The sequence below is a fragment of the Pseudomonas sp. BNK-44-b genome (assembly GCF_047456245.1).
GTDB lineage: Bacteria > Pseudomonadota > Gammaproteobacteria > Pseudomonadales > Pseudomonadaceae > Aquipseudomonas > Aquipseudomonas machongensis.
This window is the reverse complement of sequence record NZ_CP179908.1, coordinates 2,494,933-2,519,656: the sequence shown is the minus strand read 5'-3', so window position 1 is coordinate 2,519,656 and position 24,724 is coordinate 2,494,933. Positions and strand designations below refer to the sequence as shown.

The 24,724-nt window shown below is 67.2% G+C and carries 2 protein-coding genes; both read left to right on the top strand.

The window, feature by feature from the left end:
- Positions 1 to 328: 328 nt before the first annotated feature.
- Complete coding sequence (locus ACMGGG_RS11330) at positions 329 to 13,231, top strand: amino acid adenylation domain-containing protein (RefSeq protein ID WP_414155508.1); 12,903 nt, start codon at positions 329 to 331, stop codon at positions 13,229 to 13,231.
- A complete protein-coding gene (locus tag ACMGGG_RS11325) occupies positions 13,228 to 24,630 on the top strand; it encodes an amino acid adenylation domain-containing protein (RefSeq protein ID WP_414155507.1) in 11,403 nt (3,800 codons plus the stop codon). The genes ACMGGG_RS11330 and ACMGGG_RS11325 overlap by 4 nt, the downstream gene beginning before the upstream one ends.
- The last annotated feature ends 94 nt before the right edge of the window (positions 24,631 to 24,724 follow it).

Here is a 24,724-nt window from a genome sequence, read left to right as displayed (position 1 = left end):
GCGGGGGACTTTGCTTGAGCAATCGTCGTGCCGAAGTTTCGAATCCTTTTGAATCAACGGGTTGCCGCGATTTCTGCGACAACGGCCGTGTTGCCAGAGCAGCGGGGTGTTGATCGGGTGTTGCACTGCAAACAGTTGGCCGGTGTTGGCTGCTGTACAGTTCGAAACGTTATAGAGGAAGTTCTAAACGCGTAAAAGAAATAAGAATTCATATTCTTATTCCTGTTTTGGCAGTCCGTGCTTTGTCCCCCCTTACCCTGTCACCCCTCGCACCCCCGATCCTTTAGCGTGGCGCCATTTCCGACTGGCAAAAGCAGGATGCTTACCCATGCGCTTCAGCGAACTGATGGCTGTGCTCTCCACCCGTGCGATCCGACTTCAGCGTGACGATCAGGACCTCGTCGTCCATGGTGACGACGATGCCCTGGATGACGCCCTGTGGGACGCATTGGCCGCACACAAGCCGGCGTTGCTGGAGATGCTCGCCCGGCAGCACGACGACTGGCTGAGCCCGGCGTTCAAAATTACCCCGCAGATGCTGCCGCTGGTGGACCTGGACCAGCAGGCCATCGACCGCATTGTCGCCAGCATTCCCGGCGGCGCTGCCAACGTACAGGACATCTATCCCCTGGCGCCGCTGCAGGAGGGCATGCTCTACCACCACCTGTCCGCCGATGCGGGCGACCCCTATCTCTTGCAGGCACAACTGCGCTTTGCCGACCAGGCACACCTGGATGCCTTCGCCGATGCGCTGGACTGGGTGATCCAGCGCCACGACATCCTGCGCACCTCGATGTACTGGGAGCGCCTGGACGAGCCGGTGCAAGTGGTCTGGCGCGAAGCACCGCTGGTGCGCGAAGCACTGCAACTGCCTGGCCAGGACGAGCCGCTGGCGCAATTGCGCCGGTTGCACGACACCCGCCACTATCGCCTCGACCTGCGCCAGGCACCGCTGCTGCGTCTGGTGCATGCCCGGGGCACAGGCGAGGAGGTCGTCGCCCTGTTACTGTTCCACCACACGGTGATGGACCACACCGCACTCGACATCGTGCGCCGCGAGATCGGCGCCTGGCTGGCTGGCAATGCCGAGCAGGTTGGGCCGGCGGTGCCGTTTCGCAACCTCCTTGCGCAGGCGCGCCAGGCGCTGGACGTGCCGGCGCATGAAGCGTTCTTCACCGCGATGCTGGCCGATATCGACGAACCTACCCTGGCCTTCGGCGTGGCCGACGTCGAGGATCAGGCCGTGGAGGAAGCCCGCCTGACCCTCGAGCGCGGGCTGAGCCTGCGCCTGCGCGCCCAGGCACGCCGCTTGGGTGTGAGCCCTGCGGCCATCGCTCACCTGGGCCTGGCCCGGGTCCTGGGCCAGTTGTCCGGGCGCGAAGCGGTGGTGTTCGGCACCGTGCTGCTCGGGCGCATGGAGGTCGGCGAGGGCGGCGAACAGGCGCTGGGCATGTTCATCAACACCTTGCCGCTGCGCATTGACGTTGGCGAGCACAGCGTGCGCCAAGGGCTGCAGGCGACTCACACGCGCCTGACCGGCGTGCTCGGCCATGAACAGGCGCCGCTGGCACTGGCCCAGCGCTGCAGTGCGGTGGCGGCGCCTGCGCCGCTGTTCAACACCGTCCTCAACTATCGCCATAGCGATGCCGCCGACGCTGCCGAAGTCATCGACATCGCCCCTGGTATCCAGGTGCTGGGCGCCGAAGAGCGCACCAACTACCCGCTGACGATCAATATCGACGACCTTGGCGAAGACCTGCGCATCACCGCCCTGGTCGCTGGCGGGCTAGGCGCCCAGCGTATCGCGGGTTACCTGGCGCGGGCGCTCGAGCAGATCGTCGAGGCCCTGGACAGCGATCCAGACGCGCCGCTGAACGGCATCGATATCCTGCCCGCCGACGAGCGCGAGCAACTGATCCATGGCCAGAACCGCCCCTTGCTCGAATTCGCCCTGACGCCGTTGCTGCACCAGCGTTTCGAGGCCCACGCCCAGGCGCGTCCGCAGGATACGGCGCTGATCTTCGAGCAGCAGAGCCTGAGCTACGGCGAGCTCAACCAGCGTGCCAACCAGCTCGCTCACCGCCTGATCGAACTGGGCATCGGCCCGGATGACCGCGTGGCGATCTGCGTCGAGCGTGGCCTGGGCATGCTGGTCGGCCTGTTGGGCGTGCTCAAGGCCGGTGCGGGCTATGTGCCGATCGACCCGGCCTATCCTGCCGAGCGTATTGCCTTCACCTTGAGCGACAGCGCCCCGCGGGCCATCCTCACCCAAGCGGACAGCCTGGCGCTGTTGGGTGAGGTGACGGCGCCGGTGATCGACCTGGACGACCCGTCGCTGCAGTTACAGCCCACCGGCAATCCGATGCTCGCCGGGCTGCTGCCTTCGCACCTGGCCTATGTGATCTACACCTCCGGCTCCACCGGCCTGCCCAAGGGCGTGATGGTCGAGCATGGCAATGTCTCGCGCCTGTTCTCGGCGACCCACGACTGGTTCGCCTTCAACCGCCAGGACACCTGGGCGCTGTTCCACTCCTTCGCCTTCGATTTCTCGGTCTGGGAAATCTGGGGAGCGCTGGCCTTCGGTGGCCAGTTGCTGATCGTGCCGCAACGCATCAGTCGCTCGCCGGACGAGTGCTACGCCTTGCTTTGCCGCACCGGCGTCAGCGTCCTCAACCAGACTCCCAGCGCCTTCCGCCAACTGATCGCGGCGCAGGAACGCAGCGAACTGCAGCATTCCCTGCGCCAGGTGATCTTCGGCGGTGAGGCGTTGGAGCCCGGGCTGCTCAAGCCCTGGTATGCACGCATCGGCAATGCCGGCACGCGCTTGGTGAACATGTACGGCATTACTGAAACCACCGTGCACGTCACCTACCGCCCGCTGCAGGCGGCGGATGCGCAACTGGTGGGGGTAAGCCCCATCGGTTCACGTATTCCCGACTTGCAACTGTATGTGCTCGACGCCTGCCGTCAGCCTGTGCCGACCGGTGTCACCGGCGAGCTGTACGTGGGGGGTGCCGGTGTCGCCCGCGGCTATCTGAATCGTGAGGCGCTCAGTGCCGAGCGCTTTATCGCCGACCCGTTCAACCCAGGCGGGCGTCTGTACAAGACCGGCGACCTGGCGCGCTGGGCCGCCGATGGCAGCCTGGATTACCTGGGCCGCAACGACGACCAGGTGAAGATCCGCGGTTTTCGCATCGAGCTGGGCGAGATCGAGGCACGCCTGGCGGCCTGTGAAGGTGTGCGCGAGGCCGTGGTCATGGCGCGCCGCGACAGCGCCGGCGAGCAGCGCCTGGTCGCCTACTGGCTGGCCGCCGCAGGTGCCGAGCCCGATGCGGCGGCGCTGCGTGACAGCCTGCTGTGCCACTTGGCCGAGTACATGGTACCGGCGGCCTTCGTGCGCCTGGAGAGCTTCCCGCTGACCGCCAATGGCAAGCTCGACCGCAAGGCCTTGCCCGAGCCCGATGGCGAGGCCTTTGCCCGTCGCGCCTTCGAAGCGCCGCACGGCGAGGTGGAGCAACGCATCGCGGCCATCTGGCAACAGTTGCTGGGCCTTGAGCAGGTCGGTCGGCACGACAACTTCTTCGAGCTGGGCGGCCACTCGCTGCTGGCGGTCAAGCTGGTGGAGCGCATGCGCCAGCAGGAACTGGCGGCCGATGTGCGCGTGCTGTTCGGCCAACCCACCTTGTCGGCACTGGCGGCTGCGGTGAGCGCCGATCTACCGGCGCAGGTGCCGATCAATCGCATTCCGGCGAACTGCCGGCGCATCGAACCGCAGATGCTGCCACTGGCCAACCTCAGCCAGGACGAGATCGACGCATTGACCGCCGGTATCCCGGGCGGTACTGCCAATGTCCAGGACATCTACGGCCTGGCACCACTGCAGCAGGGCATCCTCTACCACCACCTGGCCAGTTCCGGGGCCGACCCTTACGTGCTGCGGGCACGCTTCGCCTTTGCCGGTGAAGTGGAGCTGCAAGGCTTCGTCAAGGCGCTGGATGCGGTGATCGCCCGCCACGATATCCTGCGCACCAGCCTGCACTGGGAGGGGCTGCAGGAAGCGGTGCAGGTGGTGCATCGCCACGCGCAGCTGCGCGTGACAGAGCACGCCGACCTGCAGCGCCTGGACCTCACGAGCGCGCCGTTGCTGCAACTGGTGCGCCATGCCCAGGGTGAGCGCCTGGAGGCGACCTTGTTGCTGCACCATATCCTGCTCGACCATACCGCCGTCGAACGGCTGGTGGCCGAGGTGGGTGCTGCACTGCAGGGCCAGCCAGTGCACATCGACAGCGTGCCGTACCGCAACTATGTGGCGCGTGCGCGACTGGATGCCGATCCTGCGGCCGATGAAGCGATGTTCCGCGAGATGCTGGCAGATATCGACGAGCCGACCGAGGTCTTCGGCCTGCGCGATGTGCAGGGCAATGGCGTGGAGGTGATCGACCGCCACCAGGCGCTGGACGCCACACTGGCCGGGCGCCTGCGCGTGCAGGCCCGAGCGCTGGGAGTGAGCGTCGCCAGCCTGGTGCACCAGGCCTGGGGGCAGGTACTGGCGCAACTGAGCGGGCGCAGCGAGGTGGTGTTCGGTACTGTGCTGCTGGGACGCCTGCAGGGTGGCGCCGGGGCAGATCGGGCGCTGGGCATGTTCATCAACACCTTGCCGCTGCGGGTCAGTGTCGATGCCGTTGGCGTCGCCGAGGGTGTGCGTCGTACCCATCAGCGCCTGGCACGCCTGCTCGGTCACGAGCAGGCATCGCTGGCGCAGGCCCAGCGTTGCAGCGCTGTTCCGGCGTCCCAGGCGCTGTTCACCAGTTTGCTCAACTTCCGCCACAGCAGCGCCAAAGGCGCAGGGGACGGCCTGGGTTGGTCGGGCATCGAACTGTTGGCCTCGCGTGAGCGCAGCAACTATCCGCTGGTGGTCAACGTCGACGATCTGGGGCAGGGCCTGGAACTGACCGTGCAGGCTGTGCCGCAGGTCGATGGCGCTCAGGTCTGCACCTTGCTCGGCAGCGCCCTGGCGAACTTGGCCGATGCCCTGGAGACTGTCCCGGAAACACCCCTGCACGCGGTGTCCTGCCTGTCGCCCGAGGCGCGCGAGCAGGTGCTGCACGGATTCAACGCCACCGGCCGCACCTACCCACGCGAACACGCGGTGCAGAGTTTGTTCGAGGCGCACGCCGCCCAGACCCCGGACGCGGTTGCCGTGGTGCACGGTCAGCGCCAGTGGCGTTACGGCGAGCTCGATCAGCACGCCAACCGGCTGGCTCGTCACCTGCTGGAACTGGGCGTGCGCCCGGGGCACCGTGTGGCGCTGCTGCTGCCGCGCTCCTTCGACCTGCTGGCCAGCCAGTTGGCCGTGATCAAGTGCGGCGCGGTCTATGTGCCACTGGATGCCAATGCGCCCGCCGAGCGTCAGGCGTTCATGCTCGAAGACAGCCGCGCCACGCTGTTGCTGACCCAGGCCGATCAGCCGCAGGTCGGCGCCACGCGCCGGGTAGAGCTGGATACGCTGGAGCTCGCAGCCTATCCCGCCCATGGCCTGGACATTGCCGTGGATGCGCGGGCTGCGGCCTACATCATGTACACCTCCGGCTCTACCGGCCTGCCCAAGGGTGTGCTGGTGGCCCATCGCTCGATCGTGCGGCTGGTCATCAACAACGGCTTCGCCGACCTGCAAGGCGATGACCGCGTAGCCTTTGCTTCCAACCCGGCATTCGACGCCAGCACCCTGGAGGTCTGGGCGCCGCTGCTCAACGGCGGGCGCGTGGTGGTGATCGATCAGCATCAGGTGCTGTCGCACGAGGCCCTGGGCCAGGCATTGCTGGAACACGAAGTCACAGTGCTGTGGTTGACCGCCGGGTTGTTCCATCAGTACGCCGCGCACCTGCTGCCGGTGTTCCGGTCGCTGCGCTACCTGATGGTCGGCGGGGATGTGCTCGATCCCCAGGTGATTGCCCGTGTACTGCGCGAAGGCGCCCCGGCGCACCTGCTCAACGGTTATGGCCCGACCGAAGCCACGACCTTCAGTACCACCCATGAAATCCTCGCAGTGGGCGAGGGAGGGATCCCGATTGGCCGGCCGATCGGCAACAGCCTTTGCTATGTGCTCGATGCCCGGCGCCAGCCAGTGCCGATCGGTGCCGTCGGTGAGCTGTATATCGGCGGAGATGGGGTTGCCCTGGGTTACCTGAATCAGCCGGCGTTGACCGCCGAGCGCTTCTTCGAAGACCCATTCAGCGAGACGCCAGGCGCGCGCCTGTACCGCAGCGGCGACCTGGTCAGTTGGCAGGCTGATGGCTCCTTGCGTTACCTGGGTCGTAACGACCAACAGGTCAAGCTGCGCGGCTACCGTATCGAGCTGGGTGAAATCGAAGCGCGTCTCGCAGCGTGCGCCGGGGTACAGGAAGCCGTGGTACTGGTGCGTGAAGAAGCCCCGGGCGACAAGCGCCTGGTGGCCTGGTTCAGCACTGAAGGCCGCGTCCCGCCGATCACCGAGCTGCATGCGCAGTTGCAAGGCCAGTTGCCCGACTACATGCTGCCGTCGGCCTATGTCCATGTTGGCCAGTGGCCATTGACCGCCAACGGCAAGCTCGATCGCCAGGCGTTGCCGCAACCAAGTCAGGCCGCGGTGGTGAGTCGTGCCTTCGCCGCGCCTGAGGGCGAGGTGGAGATCGCGCTGGCGGCGATCTGGGCCGATGTGCTCAAGGTCGAGCGTGTTGGCCGGCACGATCACTTCTTCGAGCTGGGTGGCCATTCGCTACTGGCCGTCAGCCTGATCGAGCGCATGCGCAAGGTCGGCCTGGCCGCCGATGTGCGCGTGCTGTTCGCCCAGCCGACCCTCGCCGCACTGGCCGCTGCGGTGGGCAGCGGGCGCGAGGTGCAGGTGCCGGATAACCGCGTACCGGCCGGCGCCTCGCAGATCACCCCCGAGATGCTCAGCTTGGTCGAGCTGGACCAGGCCACCATCGAGCGCATCGTCGCCACGGTACCGGGCGGGGCTGCCAATGTGCAGGAAATCTACCCCCTTGCCCCGTTGCAGGAAGGCATTCTCTACCACCACCTGAGTGCCGGCCAGGGCGATCCCTACCTGCTGCAGTCACGCCTGGCCTTCGACACCCTCGAGCGCTTGCAGACCTGGGCTGATGCCTTGCAGCAGGTCATTGACCGGCACGACATCCTGCGCACCTCGCTGATCTGGGAAGGCCTGGCGCAGCCGGTGCAGGTGGTGTGGCGCCAGGCGAAGCTGGCCGTGGTGCCGGTCGAGCTGGAGGGCGAAGGCGAGGTCATCGACCAATTGCAGGCGCGCTTCGACGCCCGTCAGCATCGGATCGACCTGTCCCAGGCACCGTTGATGCGCCTGGTCTACAGCCAGGACCTGCGCAACGGCCAGGTCGTGGCAATCCTGTTGTTCCACCACCTGGCCCTCGACCACACCGCGATGGACGTGGTTGGCGCCGAAATGCACACCCTGCTGTTCGGCGATGTGGCCAAGTTGAATGCGCCGGTGCCGTACCGCAACTACGTGGCCCAGGCGCGCCTGGGCAGCGATGCGGCGGGCGCCGAGGCGTTCTTCCGCGACATGCTCGGTGATATCGACGAGCCGACCCTGCCATTTGCCCAGCAGGATGTACAGGGCGAAGGGCACGGCATCGCCGAGGCGCACCAGGCCCTCGATGGCGCGCTGGCCCGACGCCTGCGCGACCAGGCGCGTACCCTGGGCGTAAGCGCCGCGTGCCTGATGCACCTGGCCTGGGCGCGTCTGCTCGGCGTGCTGGCCAATCGTAGCGAGGTGGTGTTCGGCACAGTGCTGATGGGCCGCCTGCAAGGCGGCGAGGGTGCCGACCGGGCACTGGGCGTGTTCATCAACACCTTGCCGCTGCGGGTCGACACCCAGGTGGCGGTGGCCGAAGCGGTGCGTGCCACCCATGCCCGTTTGTCTGCACTGCTGGGCCATGAGCATGCGTCGTTGGCCATGGCCCAGCGTTGCAGTGGCGTACCGGCCGGGCAACCGCTGTTCAGCGCCTTGCTCAACTATCGCCACAGCGCCGCCGATGCCCCACGCGATGGCGAGGGTATCTGGCAGGGCGTACGCCTTCTGGGGGGCGAGGAGCGCAGCAACTATCCGCTGACCTTGAGCGTCGATGACCTGGGCGAGGGATTCACCCTGAGCGTGCTGGCCGTCGCGGACATCGGCGCCGAGCGTGTCGCGCAGTGGATGGCCAACAGCATCGCGCAACTGGTCGAGGCGCTGGAGCAGGCGCCGAGTACACGGCTGGATGACCTGTCGGTGCTGGGCGCCGATGAACGTCGCCGCCTGCTGGTCGATTTCAACCCTCGTGCCCGTGAGTATCCGCAGGGCCAGACCGTGCATGCGCTGGTCGAGGCCTGCGCGGCCCGCTCACCCCAGGCTCAAGCGGTGGTGCAAGGCGAAGAAGGGCTCAGCTATGGCGAACTCAATCGTGCCGCCAACCGCCTGGCCCACCACCTGATCGGCCTGGGCGTTCGGCCTGGCGCCCGGGTTGCCTTGTGCCTGCCGCGCACGCCGCAGCGCCTGGTGGCACTGCTGGCGGTGCTCAAGGCCGGCGCCGCCTATGTGCCGGTCGATCCTGGTTACCCTGCCGACCGTATTGCCTATCTGCTCGAGGACAGCACCCCGGCACTGGTGCTCGCCGACACGCACCAGCACAGCTTGCCGCCGCACGCCGCACGCCTGGACCTGGACCGGGGCGACTGGCAGTCCGCTGCCGAGCATGACCCGCAGGTGCCGGGCCTTGCCGCCGATGCGCTTGCCTATGTGGTCTACACCTCCGGCTCTACCGGCCAGCCCAAGGGCGTGATGGTCGAGCACCGTACCCTGGCCAACCTGGTGCACTGGCACTGCGAGGCCTTTGCCCTGCGCGCCGGTAGCCACACCTCCAGCGTCGCCGGCTTCGGTTTCGACGCCATGGCCTGGGAAGTCTGGCCGGCCTTGTGCGCCGGCGCCGTGGTGCACCTACCGCCCGCAACCCTTGCCAACGAACAGGTCGATGCCTTGCTCGACTGGTGGTTGCAGCAACCGCTGCAGGTCAGCTTCCTGCCAACCCCGGTAGCCGAGCAGGCCCTGCGCCGCGAGCGTCAGCACGCCAGCCTGCGGACGCTGCTGATCGGCGGTGACCGTCTGCGCCAGTTCGAGCGTGATCCAGGCTTTGCCGTGATCAATAACTACGGTCCGACCGAAACGACCGTGGTCGCCACCTCGGGTCAGGTGCAGGTCGGTGGCGCACTGCACATCGGCAGCGCCATCGCCAATACCCAGGTCTATGTGCTCGACGAACGCCGCCAGCCGGTGCCGGTCGGCGCGGCGGGCGAGCTGTACATCGGAGGCGACGGGGTTGCCCGCGGCTACCTGAACCGGCCCGAACTGACCGAGCAACGTTTCGTCGCCGATCCGTTCAGCTCAAGGGCTGGAGCGCGGATGTACCGCAGTGGCGACCTAGTGCGCTGGAACGCCGATGGCACCCTCGACTACCTCGGGCGTAACGACGACCAGGTAAAGATACGTGGTGTGCGCGTAGAACTTGGCGAGATCGAAGCGGCCGTGGCCGCCCAGCCTGGCGTACGTGACGCCGTGGTACTGGTGCGCGGCGAGCGGCTGCTGGCCTGGTACACCGCGAACGCGCCGGTCGATGGCCTGCGCCAGGCCTTGCAGGCCAGCCTGCCGAGCCACCTGGTGCCGTTGGCGTTCATCCGCTTGGAGGCCTTGCCGCTGACCAGTCATGGCAAGCTCGACCGCAGGGCGCTGCCAGACCCGGATCCAGCCGATCTGCCGGTGGCGGCCTATGCAGCCCCGCAGGGCGAGACCGAGCAGATCATGGCGCAGGTCTGGGCCGAGCTGCTGGGCCTGGAGCGGGTAGGGCGGCATGACAACTTCTTCGAACTGGGTGGGCATTCGCTGCTCGCGGTCAGCCTGATCGAGCGCCTGCGCCAGCAGGGCCTGGAGGCCGATGTGCGCTTGCTGTTCAGCCAACCGAGCGTGGCGGCGCTGGCCGCAGCGCTTGGCCAGGTCTGTCAGGTACAGGTGCCGGTCAATCGCATTGCACCCGGCTGTACCCGTATCACACCCGACCTGCTCAGCCTGATCGAACTGGACCAGGCCGCCATCGACCGTGTGGTGGCAAGCGTACCCGGCGGCGCGGCCAATGTGCAGGACATCTACCCCCTCGCGCCGCTACAGGAAGGCATTCTCTACCATCACCTGAGCGCCGCCGGAGCCGACCCGTACCTGCTGCAATCGCAGCTGGTATTCGACAGCCCGGCGCGACTGCAGGCGTTTGCCGGCGCACTGGAAAGCGTCATCGCCCGTCACGATATCCTGCGCACCGCAGTGCTGTGGGAAGGACTGGCGCAGCCGTTGCAGGTGGTCTGGCGCCATGCCCAACTGCCGGTGATCGACATCGCCAACGAGCCTGCGCAGCGTTTCGACACCCTGGCGCTGAACCAGGCGCCGCTGGTGCGCCTGCTCTATCGCCGTGCAGGGGAGCGCATCGAGGCGACCTTGCAGTTCCATCACCTGGTGCTCGACCACACGGCGCTTGAGGTGGTGCGCGCAGAGATGCTCGGTTACCTCCGCGGGCTACCCGCGCCGAGCGAGCCCGCCGTGCCGTACCGCAACTACGTGGCCCAGGCGCGCCTCGGTATCAGCGAGGCCGAGCACGAGGCGTTCTTCCGCGAACAACTGGCCGATATCGACGAGCCAACCCTGCCGTTCGGCCTGCGTGACACACAGGGTGACGTGCGCCGTATCGAGCAGGCCCAGGTGCATCTGGACCCTGACCTGAACCAGCGCCTGCGCAGCCAGGCACGCCAGCTCGGCGTGAGCACTGCCAGCCTGCTGCACCTGGCGTGGGCACGTCTGTTGGGCAGTGCCAGTGGTCGCGACAACGTGGTGTTCGGCACGGTACTGCTGGGGCGCATGCAAGGTGGTGCAGGCAGCGGGCACGGCCTGGGCATGTTCATCAACACCTTGCCACTGCGCGTTGACCTGGCGGGGCTCGGCGTACGTGAAGGCGTGCGTGCCACCCACGCACGGCTGAGCGCGCTGCTGACCCACGAGCATGCCTCGCTGGCCCTGGCCCAGCGTTGCAGTGGTGTGGTCGCACCCATGCCGCTGTTCAGCGCCATGCTCAACTACCGGCACAGCGCCAGCGCTGCCGAGACCGAAATCCAGCGTCAGGCCTGGCAGGGTATAGAGACACTGGCCAGCGAAGAACGCACCAACTACCCCTTGAGCCTGAACGTGGATGACCTGGGCGATGGCCTGCGCCTGACCGTGCAGGTACTGCCTGCGGTAGGGGCCGAGCGGGTCTGCGGGCAACTGCAGCAGGTGCTGACGGGCCTGGTGGATGCCCTCGAGCGTCAGCCCGACCTGGCGCTGAACCAACTGCCGGTGCTGGAACACGAAGAGCGCCAGCGCCTGCTGGTTGGCTTCAACGACACCGCCGTAGGCTACGACCTGGAGCAGACGGTGCACGGGATGATCGAGGCCCAGGTCGAGCGCACGCCTGAGCGCATCGCCCTGATCGCCGAGCAACGCCAACTGAGCTACCGCACGTTGAACGCCGAGGCCAACCGTCTGGCCCATCACCTGATTGCACTCGGGGTGCAGCCGGATGATCGCGTGGCGATCTGCGTCGAGCGCAGCCCGGCGATGGTCATCGGCTTGCTGGCGATCCTCAAGGCGGGCGGCGCCTACGTGCCGGTCGATCCGGATTATCCGGCCGATCGTATCCATCATATGCTCACCGACAGCGCGCCAGTTGCGGTGTTGGGGCATGCGGCGACTCGCGAGATGCTGGCGGCGTTCGAGGTGCCGCAAGTCGATCTGGATGTACCGGTGTGGCAATCCCTTTCCAGCGATAACCCCCAGGTTGCGGGCCTTACACCGCAACACCTGGCCTACGTGATCTACACCTCCGGCTCCACCGGCCTGCCGAAAGGCGTGATGAACGAGCACGCCGGGATGGTCAACCGCCTGCTCTGGACCCAGGACGCCTATGGCCTGGGCGCTGATGACGTAGTGCTGCAGAAAACCCCGTTCAGCTTCGACGTATCGGTGTGGGAGTTCTTCTGGCCGCTGCAGACCGGCGCACAACTGGTGATGGCGTGCCCGGGCGGTCATCGCGATCCGCAGTACCTGGCCGACGTCATCGCCGAGCGTGGCATCACGACCCTGCACTTCGTGCCGTCGATGCTCGATGTCTTCCTCGCCCACGGCGACCTGCAGGCCGCACGCCTCAAGCGCGTGCTGTGCAGTGGTGAAGCGTTGCCCGGCAGCCTGGTGCGGCGCTTCAAGGCGCAGTTGCCCAGCGTCGAGCTGCACAACTTGTACGGCCCGACCGAAGCGGCAGTGGACGTCAGTGCCTGGCACTGCGCCGAGCCACTGGAACAGACCCCGGACAACACCCCGATCGGCAAACCGATCGCCAACACCACGCTGTACGTGCTCGACGCCCAGGGCCAGCCAGTGCCGCAGGGCGTTGCTGGTGAGCTGTACATCGGCGGCGTACAGGTTGCCCGTGGTTATCTGAACCGCGAGCAACTGAGCGCCGAGCGCTTCCTCGAAGACCCGTTCAGCACCCGCCCCGGCGCACGCCTGTATCGCACCGGGGACCTGGCCCGGCATCTGGCCGACGGCACCCTGGAGTACCTGGGGCGTAACGACGACCAAGTGAAGATCCGTGGCCTGCGCATCGAACTGGGCGAGATCCAGGCCTGCCTGACCCGCATTGCGGGGATCAAGGAAGCGGTGGTGCTGGCGGTGGATCAGCGCCTGGTCGCCTATTACACCGGTGCCGTGCAGCCCGTCGAAGCCATGCGCCAGCAGCTGTCGGCGCAACTGCCGGAATTCATGGTTCCGGCGCTGTTCATGCACCTGGACGCCTTGCCGCTGAGCCCCAACGGCAAGCTCGACCGCAAGGCGCTGCCGGCCGCCGCCGTGGCCGATGCGCGTCCCTACGAGGCGCCACAGGGCGATACCGAGCAGTTGCTGGCCGCGCTCTGGGGTGAGCTATTGGGTGTGGAGCGAGTAGGGCGGCACGACAACTTCTTCGAACTGGGTGGCCACTCGCTGCTGGCGGTGACCCTGACCGCCCGCCTGCGCCAGGAGGGCCTGGAGGCCGATGTGCGCGCGCTGTTCGAACAACCGACCTTGGCAGGCTATGCCGCCATCACAGACAGAATGGAGATCGTCCTGTGAGCATCAACGACCTACTGGCGACATTGTCAGCCAACGATATCCAGCTGGCGCTCAAGGATGGCCAGCTGGTGGTCCAGGGCAACCGCCAGGCGCTGACCGATGCGAGCCTGGTGGCGCGCCTGCGTGAACACAAACCGGCGCTGATCGCGCTGCTCGAGCGCGGTGAGTACGTGGCCAGGGCCGGCAATGTCGGCGCTCCGGCCAACGCCATCCCGGCCGACTGCACGCGGATCACCCCGGCACTGCTCAACCTGGTCGAGCTCGACCAGGCGGCCATCGATGCGCTGGTCGGGCAGATTCCCGGCGGCCATGCCAACGTGCAGGACATCTACCCGCTGGCGCCATTGCAGCAGGGCATTCTCTATCATCACGCCAGCGCAGAGGGCAGCGACCCTTACGTGATGCAGTCGCGCTTCGCCTTTGCCAGCCAGGCCCATCTGCAGGCGTTCGTCGAGGCGCTGCAGGCGGTGATCGACCGCCACGATATCCTGCGCACCTCGGTGCACTGGCTGGGGCTGGAGGCGCCGCTGCAGGTGGTTTGGCGCGAGGCCCGGCTGCAGGTGTCCCGCGGCCTGCCCCTGGACGAGCGTATCGACCTCGGCCAGGCACCGCTGATCCGTCTGCACTGCGAGCCTGCGGCCAGCGATGGTCGTGTGCAGGCCACGCTGCAGTTCCACCATATCGCCATGGACCACAGCGCCCTCGAGGTGGTGCGTCACGAAATGCAGGCCGTGTTGCGCGGCGATGGCCACCTGTTGGGCGCGGCAGTACCGTTTCGCAATTACGTAGGCCAGGCCCTGCTCGGCGTCAGCCAGGCGCAGCACGAGGCGTTTTTCCGCGAGCAACTGGGGGATATCGTCGAGCCGACGCTGGCCTACGGCCTGCAGGACGTGCAGGGTGACGGCAGCGCGCCGCACGAAGAAAGCCTGAGCCTGGCGCCGGCCCTGTGCGACGGCCTGCGCAGCCAGGCACGGGCGCTGGGCGTGAGCCTGGCAAGCCTGTTCCACCTGGCCTGGGCGCGGGTGCTGGGTGGCCTGACCGGGCGCGAGCAGGTGGTGTTCGGCACGGTTTTGATGGGCCGCCTGATGGGCGCGGAGGCCAACGACCGTGCCCTGGGCATTTTCATCAATACCTTGCCACTGCGGGTGGACCTGGCTGGCCTGGACCTGATCACGGCAGTCAAGGCCACTCACCAGCGCCTGACCACCCTGATGCGCCACGAGCACGCGCCGCTGGCCCTGGCCCAGCGTTGCAGCGGCGTGGCCGCGCCGACGCCATTGTTCAACGCCTTGCTCAACTACCGGCACAGTGCGCCCGTTGCCGATGGCCAGGCCCGTGCGGCGTGGGAGGGCATCGACGTACTGACCAGCGAAGAGCGCACCAACTATCCGCTGACCCTGAGTGTCGACGACCTGGGCGATGCCCTGCGCCTGACCTTGCTGGCAACGGCCGAAGTGCCGAAGCAGCGGGTTTGTGCCTATCTCGAGAAAACCCTCGAAAGCCTGGTACAGGCCCTGGCACAGAACCCAGGGCTGAATGTCGATCGGCTGGACATGCTGCCCGCTGTCGAGCGCGAGCGAGTGCTCGAGACCTTCAACGAACGCCCGGGGGACACCGAAACCGTGCTCACGGTGCACCAGCGCATCCAGCTCCAGGCCCGCCAGCAGCCCGATGCCGTGGCCGCCACCTGCGCAGGCATCGCGCTGAGCTACGGTGAGCTGGAACTGCGTGCCAATGCACTGGCTCAACGCCTGGTCATGCTCGGTGTGCAGCCTGAAGACCGCGTGGCGATACTGGCCCGGCGAGGTCTGGACACCCTGGTCGGCCTGGTGGCGATCCTCAAGGCCGGCGCGGGTTACGTGCCGATCGACCCCGCGCATCCCGACGAACGCATCGCCTACCTGCTCGATGACAGCGCCCCGAGCGTGGTGCTGGCCCAGCACGATCTGCGCGCGCGCCTGGGCCAATGCCCGGTACCGGTGCTCGAACTCGACCGGGCGGACTGGCCGTCGAGCGAGCACGCTCCGCAGGTCGATGGCCTGGCTGTCGGCAACCTTGCCTACGTGATCTACACCTCCGGTTCCACCGGCCTGCCCAAGGGCGTGATGGTCGAACATCGGACCCTCAACAACCTGATCGACTGGCATTGCCGCGCCTTCGACCTGTGCCAGGGCCGTCACACCTCGAGCCTGGCCGGCTTCGGCTTCGATGCCATGGCCTGGGAAGTCTGGCCGGCCCTGTGCGCCGGGGCGACCCTGCATATCGCGCCGCCAAGCGAACAGGGCGAGGACATCGACGCTTTGCTCGCCTGGTGGCGCGGCTGCCCGCTGGATGTCAGTTTCCTGCCGACGCCGGTGGCCGAATACGCCTTCAGCCACCAGATCGATCACCCGACCCTGCGCACCCTGCTGATCGGTGGTGACCGCCTGCGGCAGTTCACCCGTCACCCCGGATTTGCCGTGATCAACAATTACGGGCCCACCGAAGCCACGGTGGTCGCAAGCTCCGGGGCGATGGTGCCTGGCGACGTGCTGCACATCGGCGCACCGGTCGATAACGCCCGGCTCTACGTGCTCGATGCGCACCACCAGCCGGTGGCGCAGGGGGTGGCCGGCGAGCTGTACATTGGTGGCGCCGGGGTTGCCCGTGGTTACCTGAACCGTGCACAGATGACGGCCGAGCGTTTTCTCGATGACCCGTTCAGCCCGCAGCCGGGCGCCCGCATGTACCGTACTGGCGACCTGGTGCGCTGGCTGGATGACGGCACCCTCGACTACCTCGGGCGCAACGACGACCAGGTGAAGATCCGTGGCGTGCGTATCGAACTGGGTGAGATCGAAAGCCGCCTGGCAGCCCTGCCAGGCATCAACGAAGCCGTGGTGCTGGCCCGTGAGGACCAGCCGGGGCAGCCGCGCCTGGTGGCCTACTTCACTGGCCAGGACAGCGTCGAGGTGGCCGCGCCTGCACAACTGCGTACACAGCTGCAGGCGCACTTGCCCGATTACATGGTGCCGGTGGCCTTCGTGCGGCTCGAGTCGCTGCCGCTAACGGCCAACGGCAAGCTCGATCGCCGGGCGCTGCCGGCACCCACCCGCGCCGACCTGTTCGAGCGTCGCTTCGAAGCACCCCAGGGCGAGCTGGAGCAGACCCTGGCGCAGATCTGGCAGGGGTTGCTGCAGGTCGAGCGGGTCGGGCGGCATGATCACTTCTTCGAGCTGGGCGGTCACTCGTTGCTGGCCATGCGCCTGGTTGCCCAGGTTCGTCAGCGACTCGGCGTTGAGCTGACGCTGGGGACGCTGTTCGCCCAGGCCGAACTGGCGGCGATGGCCGAGGTGGTGGCGGGGGCTGCGCGCAGTGAGCTGCCGCCGGTGCTCGCGGTGGCACGCGAGCAGGCGCTGCCGTTGTCGTTCGCCCAGCAGCGCCTGTGGTTCCTGGCACAGATGAACGGAGCCAGCCAGGCCTACAACATTCCCCTGGCGCTGGAGCTGTGCGGCGAGCTGGATGCCGACGCCTTGGCGCAGGCCCTGGTGGCACTGGTCGAGCGTCACGAGGCGCTGCGCAGCGAGTTCTTCGAGGTCGATGGCGAGCCGCGGGTGCGGCTGTCGGCGCAGCGCCTGGTGGTGCAGCGCGAGCAGGTGCCTGGGGCCGATGAACAGCGCCTGCGTGCGCTGGTGCGTGAAGAAGCTGCACGGCCGTTCGCGCTCGGCGAGGCATTGCCGCTTCGCGCTCGCCTGCTGCAGGTGGCGCCACAGCATCATGTACTGCTGCTGACACTGCACCATATCGTCGCCGATGGCTGGTCGATGGGCGTGCTGACCCGTGAGCTGAGCGCGCTGTACCAGGCCTTGCGTGAAGGCCGCGAGGCGCGGCTTGCGCCGTTGCCGATCCAGTATGGCGATTACGCGATGTGGCAGCACCGTTGGCTGCAGGGCGAGGCGTTGCAGCGCCAAGGCGAGTTCTGGCGCAACAACCTGGCCGGTGCACCTGCGCTGCTGAGCCTGCCGACCGACCGACCGCGTCCGGTGCGCCAGGATTACGCAGGCGACAGCGTGCGTATACGCCTGGACGCGCGCCTGGCAGACGATCTCAAGGCCCTGTGCAAGCGCCACCAGGTCACGCCGTTCATGCTGTTCATGGGCGCCTGGTCGGTGCTGCTGGCTCGTTTGTCGGGGCAGGGCGAGGTGGTGATCGGTACGCCGGTGGCCGGACGTCGGCAGGCTGAGGTCGAAGGGGTGATCGGGCTGTTCGTGAACTCCCTGGCCATCCGCCTGGACCTGGCGGATGCGCCGGATGTCGGCACCTTGCTGGCGCGGGTCAAGGCCCAGGTACTGCTCGCACAGGAGCATCAGGACCTGCCGTTCGAGCAGGTGGTGGACCTGATCAAACCATCGCGCAGCCTGGCCCACACGCCGCTGTACCAGGTGTCGCTGGAGTGGGAGGGCGGTCATGATTTCGCCGCCGGGCTGGACGGCTTGAGCCTGCGCAACCTCGGCCAAGGGCAGGGCTTTGCCAAGTTCGACCTGAGCCTGAGCCTGGGCGAAACCGCAGATGGCTTCGGCGGCGCATTGAACTATGCCACCGCGTTGTTCGACCGGGCCACGGTAGAGCGCTACTGCGGGTATCTGGAGCAACTGCTGTGGGCCATGGCCGGCAGCGACGGCGCGGTGCTGGCAAGCGTTGCCCTGCCGGATGCGCAGGAGCGTCGTCGACTGTTGGTCGACTACAACGACACCGCCGTAGGCTACGACCTGGAGCAGACGGTGCACGGGATGATCGAGGCCCAGGTCGAACGCACGCCCGAACGCATCGCCCTGCGTGCCGAAACCGGACAGTTGACCTACCGTGCACTGAACGCCGAGGCCAACCGTCTGGCCCATTACCTGATTGCACTCGGGGTGCAGCCGGACGATCGCGTGGCGATCTGCGTAGAGCGTAGCGCTTCGATGGTCATCGGCTTGCTGGCGATCCTCAAGGCCGGCGGCGCTTATGTGCCGGTCGACCCGGATTACCCGCCTGATCGTATCCGCCATATGCTCACCGACAGCGCGCCGGTGGCGGTGTTGGGGCATGCGGCCACCCGCGAGGTGCTGGCGGCGTTCGATGTGCCGCAAGTCGATCTGGATGACCCGGTGTGGCAAGCGCTTTCCAGCGACAACCCCCAGGTTGCGGGCCTTACACCGCAACACCTGGCCTACGTGATCTACACCTCCGGCTCCACCGGCCTGCCCAAGGGCGTGATGAACGAGCACGCCGGGGTGGTCAACCGCCTGCTCTGGACCCAGGACGCCTATGGCTTGGGCGCTGATGACGTAGTGCTGCAGAAAACCCCGTTCAGCTTCGATGTGTCGGTGTGGGAGTTCTTCTGGCCTTTGCAGACCGGCGCACAACTGGTGATGGCACGCCCAGGCGGGCACCGTGACCCGGGTTACCTGCGCCAGGTGATCGCAGCCGAATCGGTAACGACCCTGCATTTCGTCCCTTCGATGCTCGATGTGTTCCTCGCCTATGGTGATGCCGAGCCTGCAGCGCTACGCCGGGTGCTGTGCAGCGGCGAAGCGTTGCCCGGCAGCCTGGTGCGGCGCTTCAAGGCGCAGTTGCCGAGCGTCGAGCTGCACAACTTGTATGGCCCGACCGAAGCGGCAGTGGACGTCAGTGCCTGGCATTGCGCCGAGCCACTGGAACAGACCCCGGACAACACCCCGATCGGCAAACCGATCGCCAACACCACGCTGTACGTGCTCGACGCCCAGGGCCAGCCAGTGCCGCAGGGCGTTGCCGGTGAGCTGTACATCGGCGGTGTACAGGTTGCCCGCGGCTACCTGAACCGCGAGCAGCTGAGTGCCGAGCGCTTCCTCGAAGACCCCTTCAGCACCCGCCCCGGCGCACGTTTGTACCGCACCGGGGATCTGGCCCGGCACCTGGCCGACGGCACCCTGGAGTACCTGGGGCGCAACGACGACCAGGTGAAGATCCGCGGCCTGCGCATCGAACTGGGCGAGATCCAGGCCTGCCTGACCCGCATAGAAGGCATCAAGGAGGCCGCTGTACTGGCCCTGGACTTGCCGCCCGCCGGCAAGCGCCTGGTGGCGTACTACACCGGAGCTGTGCACACGGCAGACACATTGAAGGGGCAGTTGCAGGCTCAACTACCCGAGTTCATGGTGCCTGCACAGTTCGTGCATCTGCCTGCACTGCCGCTGAGCCCCAACGGCAAGCTGGACCGCAAGGCCCTGCCGATTCCCGCCGTCGAAGCCTTGCAAGGCCAGGCCTACCAGGCCCCCGAAGGTGATAACGAGCGCCTGCTCGCCGAGTTGTGGGGCGAGTTGCTGGGTGTGGAGCGGGTAGGGCGACACGACAACTTCTTCGAATTGAGCGGCCATTCGCTGCTGGCCGTGACACTGGTCGCTCGCCTGCGCGCCCGCGGGTTGGCCTTGGATATCCAGGGGCTGTTCACCGAGCCGAACCTGGCGGCCCTGGCTGCGACGGTCGAGACCCTCGACCAGGTGCAGGTGCCTGCCAACCGCATCACCGCCGACTGCCCGCACATCACGCCTGAGCGGCTGCCGCTGGTGACGCTGACGCAAGAGGCGATCGATCGTATCGTCGGCCAGGTGGCTGGCGGTACCGCCAATGTCCAGGACATCTATCCGCTCGGGCCGCTGCAGGCGGGCATGCTCTATCACCATCTGGCCGGTGAAGGTGAGGCGGCCTACGTGCTGGAGGTGCGTTTCCTGCTCGCCGATCGGGGTCGTTTGCAGGCGCTGCACCGCGCCTTGGACCAGGTGATCGCGCGCAACGATATCCTGCGCAGCGCCTTCCACTGGGACGGCCTGGCTGAGCCTGTGCAGGTGGTCTGGCGCCGTGCTCCGCTGGATGTCGTGCAGGAGGGCGATGCCATCGAGCCTCGTCGCTTCGACCTGGCCCGCGCACCGCTGTTGCGCCTGGTACACCGTACCGAGCCGAGCACCGGCCGAATCAGCGCCACGCTGCTGTTCCACCATCTGGTCATGGATCACGTGGCGCTCGAGGTGTTGCGCAGCGAACTGCAAGCCTGCCTGCTAGAGCAGGCTCATGCCCTGCCAGCGGCGGTGCCTTACCGTAACTACATCGCCCAACTGCAGCGTGGGGCGGGCGAGGCGGCCCATGAAGCCTTCTTCCGCGAGCAACTGGCCGACATCGACGAACCGACCCTGCCTTACGGCGGTTATGCAACGCCACACCAGGACGCCTTGGCGCAGCACCATCAGCGCCTCGACCATGCGCTGAACCTGCGGATCCGCGAACAGGCGCGACGCCATAACGTCAGCGCTGCAAGTCTGATGCACTTGGCCTGGGCACAGGTGCTCGGGCAACTGAGCGGGCGCGACAGCGTGGTATTCGGCACCGTGCTGCTCGGTCGGCTGCAGGGTGGCGAGGGCGCCGAGCGCGCGTTGGGCGTCTACATCAATACCTTGCCACTGCGCCTGGACCTTGCCGGACAGCCCGTGTTGGCAGCCTTGCAGCAAGCCCACCAACGCCTGACCGGCCTGCTGGCCCATGAGCACGCTCGCCTGGCGCTAGCCCAGCGCTGCAGTGGCTTGCCTACGGGTGCCGCGTTGTTCAATGCATTGCTCAACTATCGCCATGGCTCGCTGGCCGGGCAGGGCGAGGCGGCGCGCCAGGCCTGGGAGGGCATCGACCTGGTCGAGGCGCACGAGCGCAGCAACTACCCGTTGGCGTTGAGCGTCGATGACCTGGGCCTGGCGTTCGAGCTGACCGCGCAAACCGCGCAGGGCATCGACGCCCGGCGGATCTGCAGCTACGTGGAGCATGCCCTGCACCTGCTGCTGCAGGCGCTTGAGACCAGCGCCTGCGAAGGGCTCGAGCGCCTGAGCGTGGTGCCGCTGGCCGAGGCCCGGCAGTTGCGCGAGGCCTTCAACGCGACCACGCGCGACTACCCGCGCGACTTGCCAGTGCATCGTCTGTTCGAACAACAGGTAGCACGGCATCCATTGTCCATCGCCGCCCGTGACGGGGCGCATAGCCTGACCTACGGCGAGCTCAACGAGCAGGCCAACCGCCTGGCTCATCACCTGATCGAGCAAGGCGTGGCGCCGGGCGATCATGTGGCGATCCTGCTGCCGCGTTCGTTGGCATTGCTCCAGGCCCAGCTGGCCGTCGCCAAGTGCGGTGCGGCCTACGTGCCGCTGGACATCCATGCGCCGGCCGAGCGACAGGGCTTCATGGTGCAGGACTGCCAGGCGGTGGCGCTGATCTGCGACAGCTCGGCGGCCCTGAGCTACCGCGCGCGCCGCATCGACCTCGATCGCCTGGACCTGAACCGTCAGCCCGGTCATAACCCCGGGCTGGCCCAGGGTGGGGATACGGTCGCCTACGTCATGTACACCTCCGGCTCCACCGGCACGCCCAAGGGCGTGCGCGTGCCCCATCGTGGCATCGCTCGCCTGGTGCTCAACGATGGCTACGCCGACTTCAGCGCCCAGGACCGTATCGCTTTCGCCTCCAACCCCGCGTTCGACGCCAGCACCATGGATGTCTGGGGTGCGCTGCTCAATGGCGGCCAGGTGTTGGTGATCGACCATGACACCTTGCTCGACCCCGTGCGTCTGGGCGTGGCCCTGCGTGAAGGGGGCGCGACAGTGCTGTTCGTCACCACGGCGTTGTTCAACCAGTACGTGCAGATGATCCCTGACGTGCTGGCAGGGTTGCGCGTGCTGCTGTGCGGTGGCGAGCGAGCCGATCCGGCAGCGTTCCGCAGCCTGTTGGCGCAGGCACCGGACCTGCGCCTGGTGCACTGCTATGGGCCGACCGAAACCACCACCTATGCCACCGCCGGGCAGGTTCGCCATGTGCCGGCCGACGCCGAGCTGGTGCCGATCGGGGGACCGGTCGGCAGTACCCAGGTGCATGTGCTGGACGCGCACCTGCGTCCGCTGCCGCTGGGGGCGGTAGGTGAGTTGTACATCGGTGGCGACGGCGTGGCGCTGGGCTACCTCAATCGCCCGGAACTCACCGCCGAGCGCTTTATCGACGACCCGTTCAGCCCGCAGCCTGGCGCTCGCCTGTACCGTACCGGGGATCTGGGCCGCTGGCGCGACGACGGCCAGCTGGAGTGCCTGGGGCGCAACGACGACCAGGTGAAGATCCGCGGCTTCCGTATCGAGCTGGGCGAAGTCGAGCAGCACCTGGCGCTGTGCCCGGGCATCGGCGAAGTGGTGGTCATGGCCCTGACCCTGACGCAGGGGCCGGCTCGGCTGGTGGCCTGGTTTACCCGCACAGACCCGAACCTCGATGCCGCCGCTGTGCGGGGTTGGCTACAGGGACGGTTGCCACCGTACATGGTGCCGTCGGCCTGCATCGTGCTCGATGCGCTGCCGTTGACCAACAATGGCAAGATCGACCGCAAGGCGCTGCCGCGTCCGGCGATGCAGGACCTTGCCGAGAGCCGTTACGAGGCACCAGCCACCGCGCTGGAACAACAGCTCGCGGCGCTCTGGGCGCAGGTGCTGGAGATCGGGCAGGTGGGGCGGCATGACAGCTTTTTCGCCCTGGGCGGTCATTCGCTATTGGCCATCCGCCTGGTGGGCCTGTTGCGCGAACAGGGGCTGCAGGTATCGCTCGCCGAGCTGTTCCAGCATGCCAGCGTGGCGGCATTGGCCGAGCATCTGCAGGTGGCGACACCGCAGACGGACCTGGTGTGCGTGCGCGCCGAGGGCGACGCACCGGCACTGTTCCTGATCCACGAATTCAGCGGCATGGACTTCTACTTCCCGGTACTGGGCCAGCAACTGGAGGGGGACTTCCCGATCTATGGCGTGCCGGGCCTGGCCCTGGGCGAGGCGCAGCCGGACACCCTGGAGGCCCTGGCCCGGGCGCAACTGGAGCGCATCCGCCGGGTTCAGCCTCACGGGCCATACCGGCTTGCCGGCTGGTCGTTCGGCGGCGTGCTGGCGTATGAAATCGCCGCACAATTGCTGGGCGTCGACGAGCAGGTCGAGTTCCTCGGCCTGATCGACACCTGGCAGCCGCGTCTGGTCGACCAGGGCAAGGCACGCTGGCAAGGCGCGCGCCTGTTACAACAGCAACTGCTGCTGCACTGCGCCGGACACTGGCAGGGGCTCGGCACGGCAGGCGCGCAGCAACTGGCCAGGGTCAATACCTTGGACGATGGCCAGGCCGACTTCACCACCTTGCTCGCCGCCTGCCGTGAACAGGGATTGCTGTATGCGGAACTTGCCGCTGCAAGCGATGACGAGCTCAAGCTGTTCTTCGAACGCGAAATTGCCCACGGCCATGCCATGGCCCATTACCGTCCCGAACCGCTGGGCATCGCCATCCACTTGTTGCGCGCCGAACAAGGCGCGCAGCGTCACGGTGATCAGCCATTGCTTGGTTGGGAGCGCACGGTGCCCGCCGGTCTGGTGCAGTGCATCGAGGTGCCGGGCGATCACTTGAGCATGATGCAGGCGCCGCACGTGCAGGTGCTGGGCCGCGCGCTCGGCACGGCGCTGCAGGCGGCCCGCGCGGGTATCGGCGAGAAACCGCCGACGGCGTATCAGCCGCTGGTGGCGATTCAGAGCGGGCAGGGCGGTCACGCGCCGCTGTTCTGCGTGCCGGGGGCCGGCGATAGCGTGACCAGCTTCATCGGCCTGGCCGAGGCCCTGGGCGCCGACTGGCCGGTGTACGGCCTACAAGCGCGTGGCCTGGATGGCACCGCCACACCGCACAGCAGCATCGACGCCGCGGCGGCCTGCCATGTCCAGGCCATCGAAGCGCTGTACCCGCAGGGGCCGTTGAACCTGGTCGGGCATTCCTTTGGCGGCTGGGTAGCGCATGCCATGGCGGTGCGTTTGCAGGCACAGGGGCGGGAGGTGCGCTCACTGACCTTGATCGACAGCGAGTCACCCGGTGGCAACAGCGTCTGCGGTCGGCCCTACACCGCAGGAGCAGCTTTGGACCGGCTGATCGAATCGTTGCAGCTGGCCAGTGGGCGCTCGCTGGAAATCGACCGCCAGGCCTTTGCCGCACTGGACGATGAGCAGCAACTCGAGCGCTTGCACCAGGCCATGGTTCGCGGCGGGCTGATGCCGGCGCGTTCTTCTGTCAGGGCGTTGTATGGAATCACCCGCACCTTCTCCAGCGCGCTGCGTACGCCGTACCCGGCGCAGGCCGGCTACAGCGGCCCGGCAAGCCTGGTGCTGGTGGCCGATGCGACTCTGGATGCGGCCGGCAACCAGCGCGAACAGGCGGCGATGCTTGCCGGTTGGCAGCGCCTGCTGCCGCAACTGGCGGTGTGGCATGGGCCTGGCAACCACTTCAGCATCCTCAAGGCCCCGGATGTGTTCAGCCTTGCGGCCTGGTGGCACGACGGGCAGGCGCTGCAGCGGGTCACTCATTGATTTGGCGCGAATCTTGTGGGTGCGGGCTGGGCCCGCGATTGCAGCACCGCAGTATCTGGCACCGGCTTGCCCGGTGATTGCGAGGCCAGCCCGC

Bases quoted from the DNA above. Each gene is read 5' to 3' on its own strand.
- ACMGGG_RS11330 (WP_414155508.1), top strand. From the start codon at position 329: ATGCGCTTCAGCGAACTGATGGCTGTGCTCTCCACCCGTGCGATCCGA.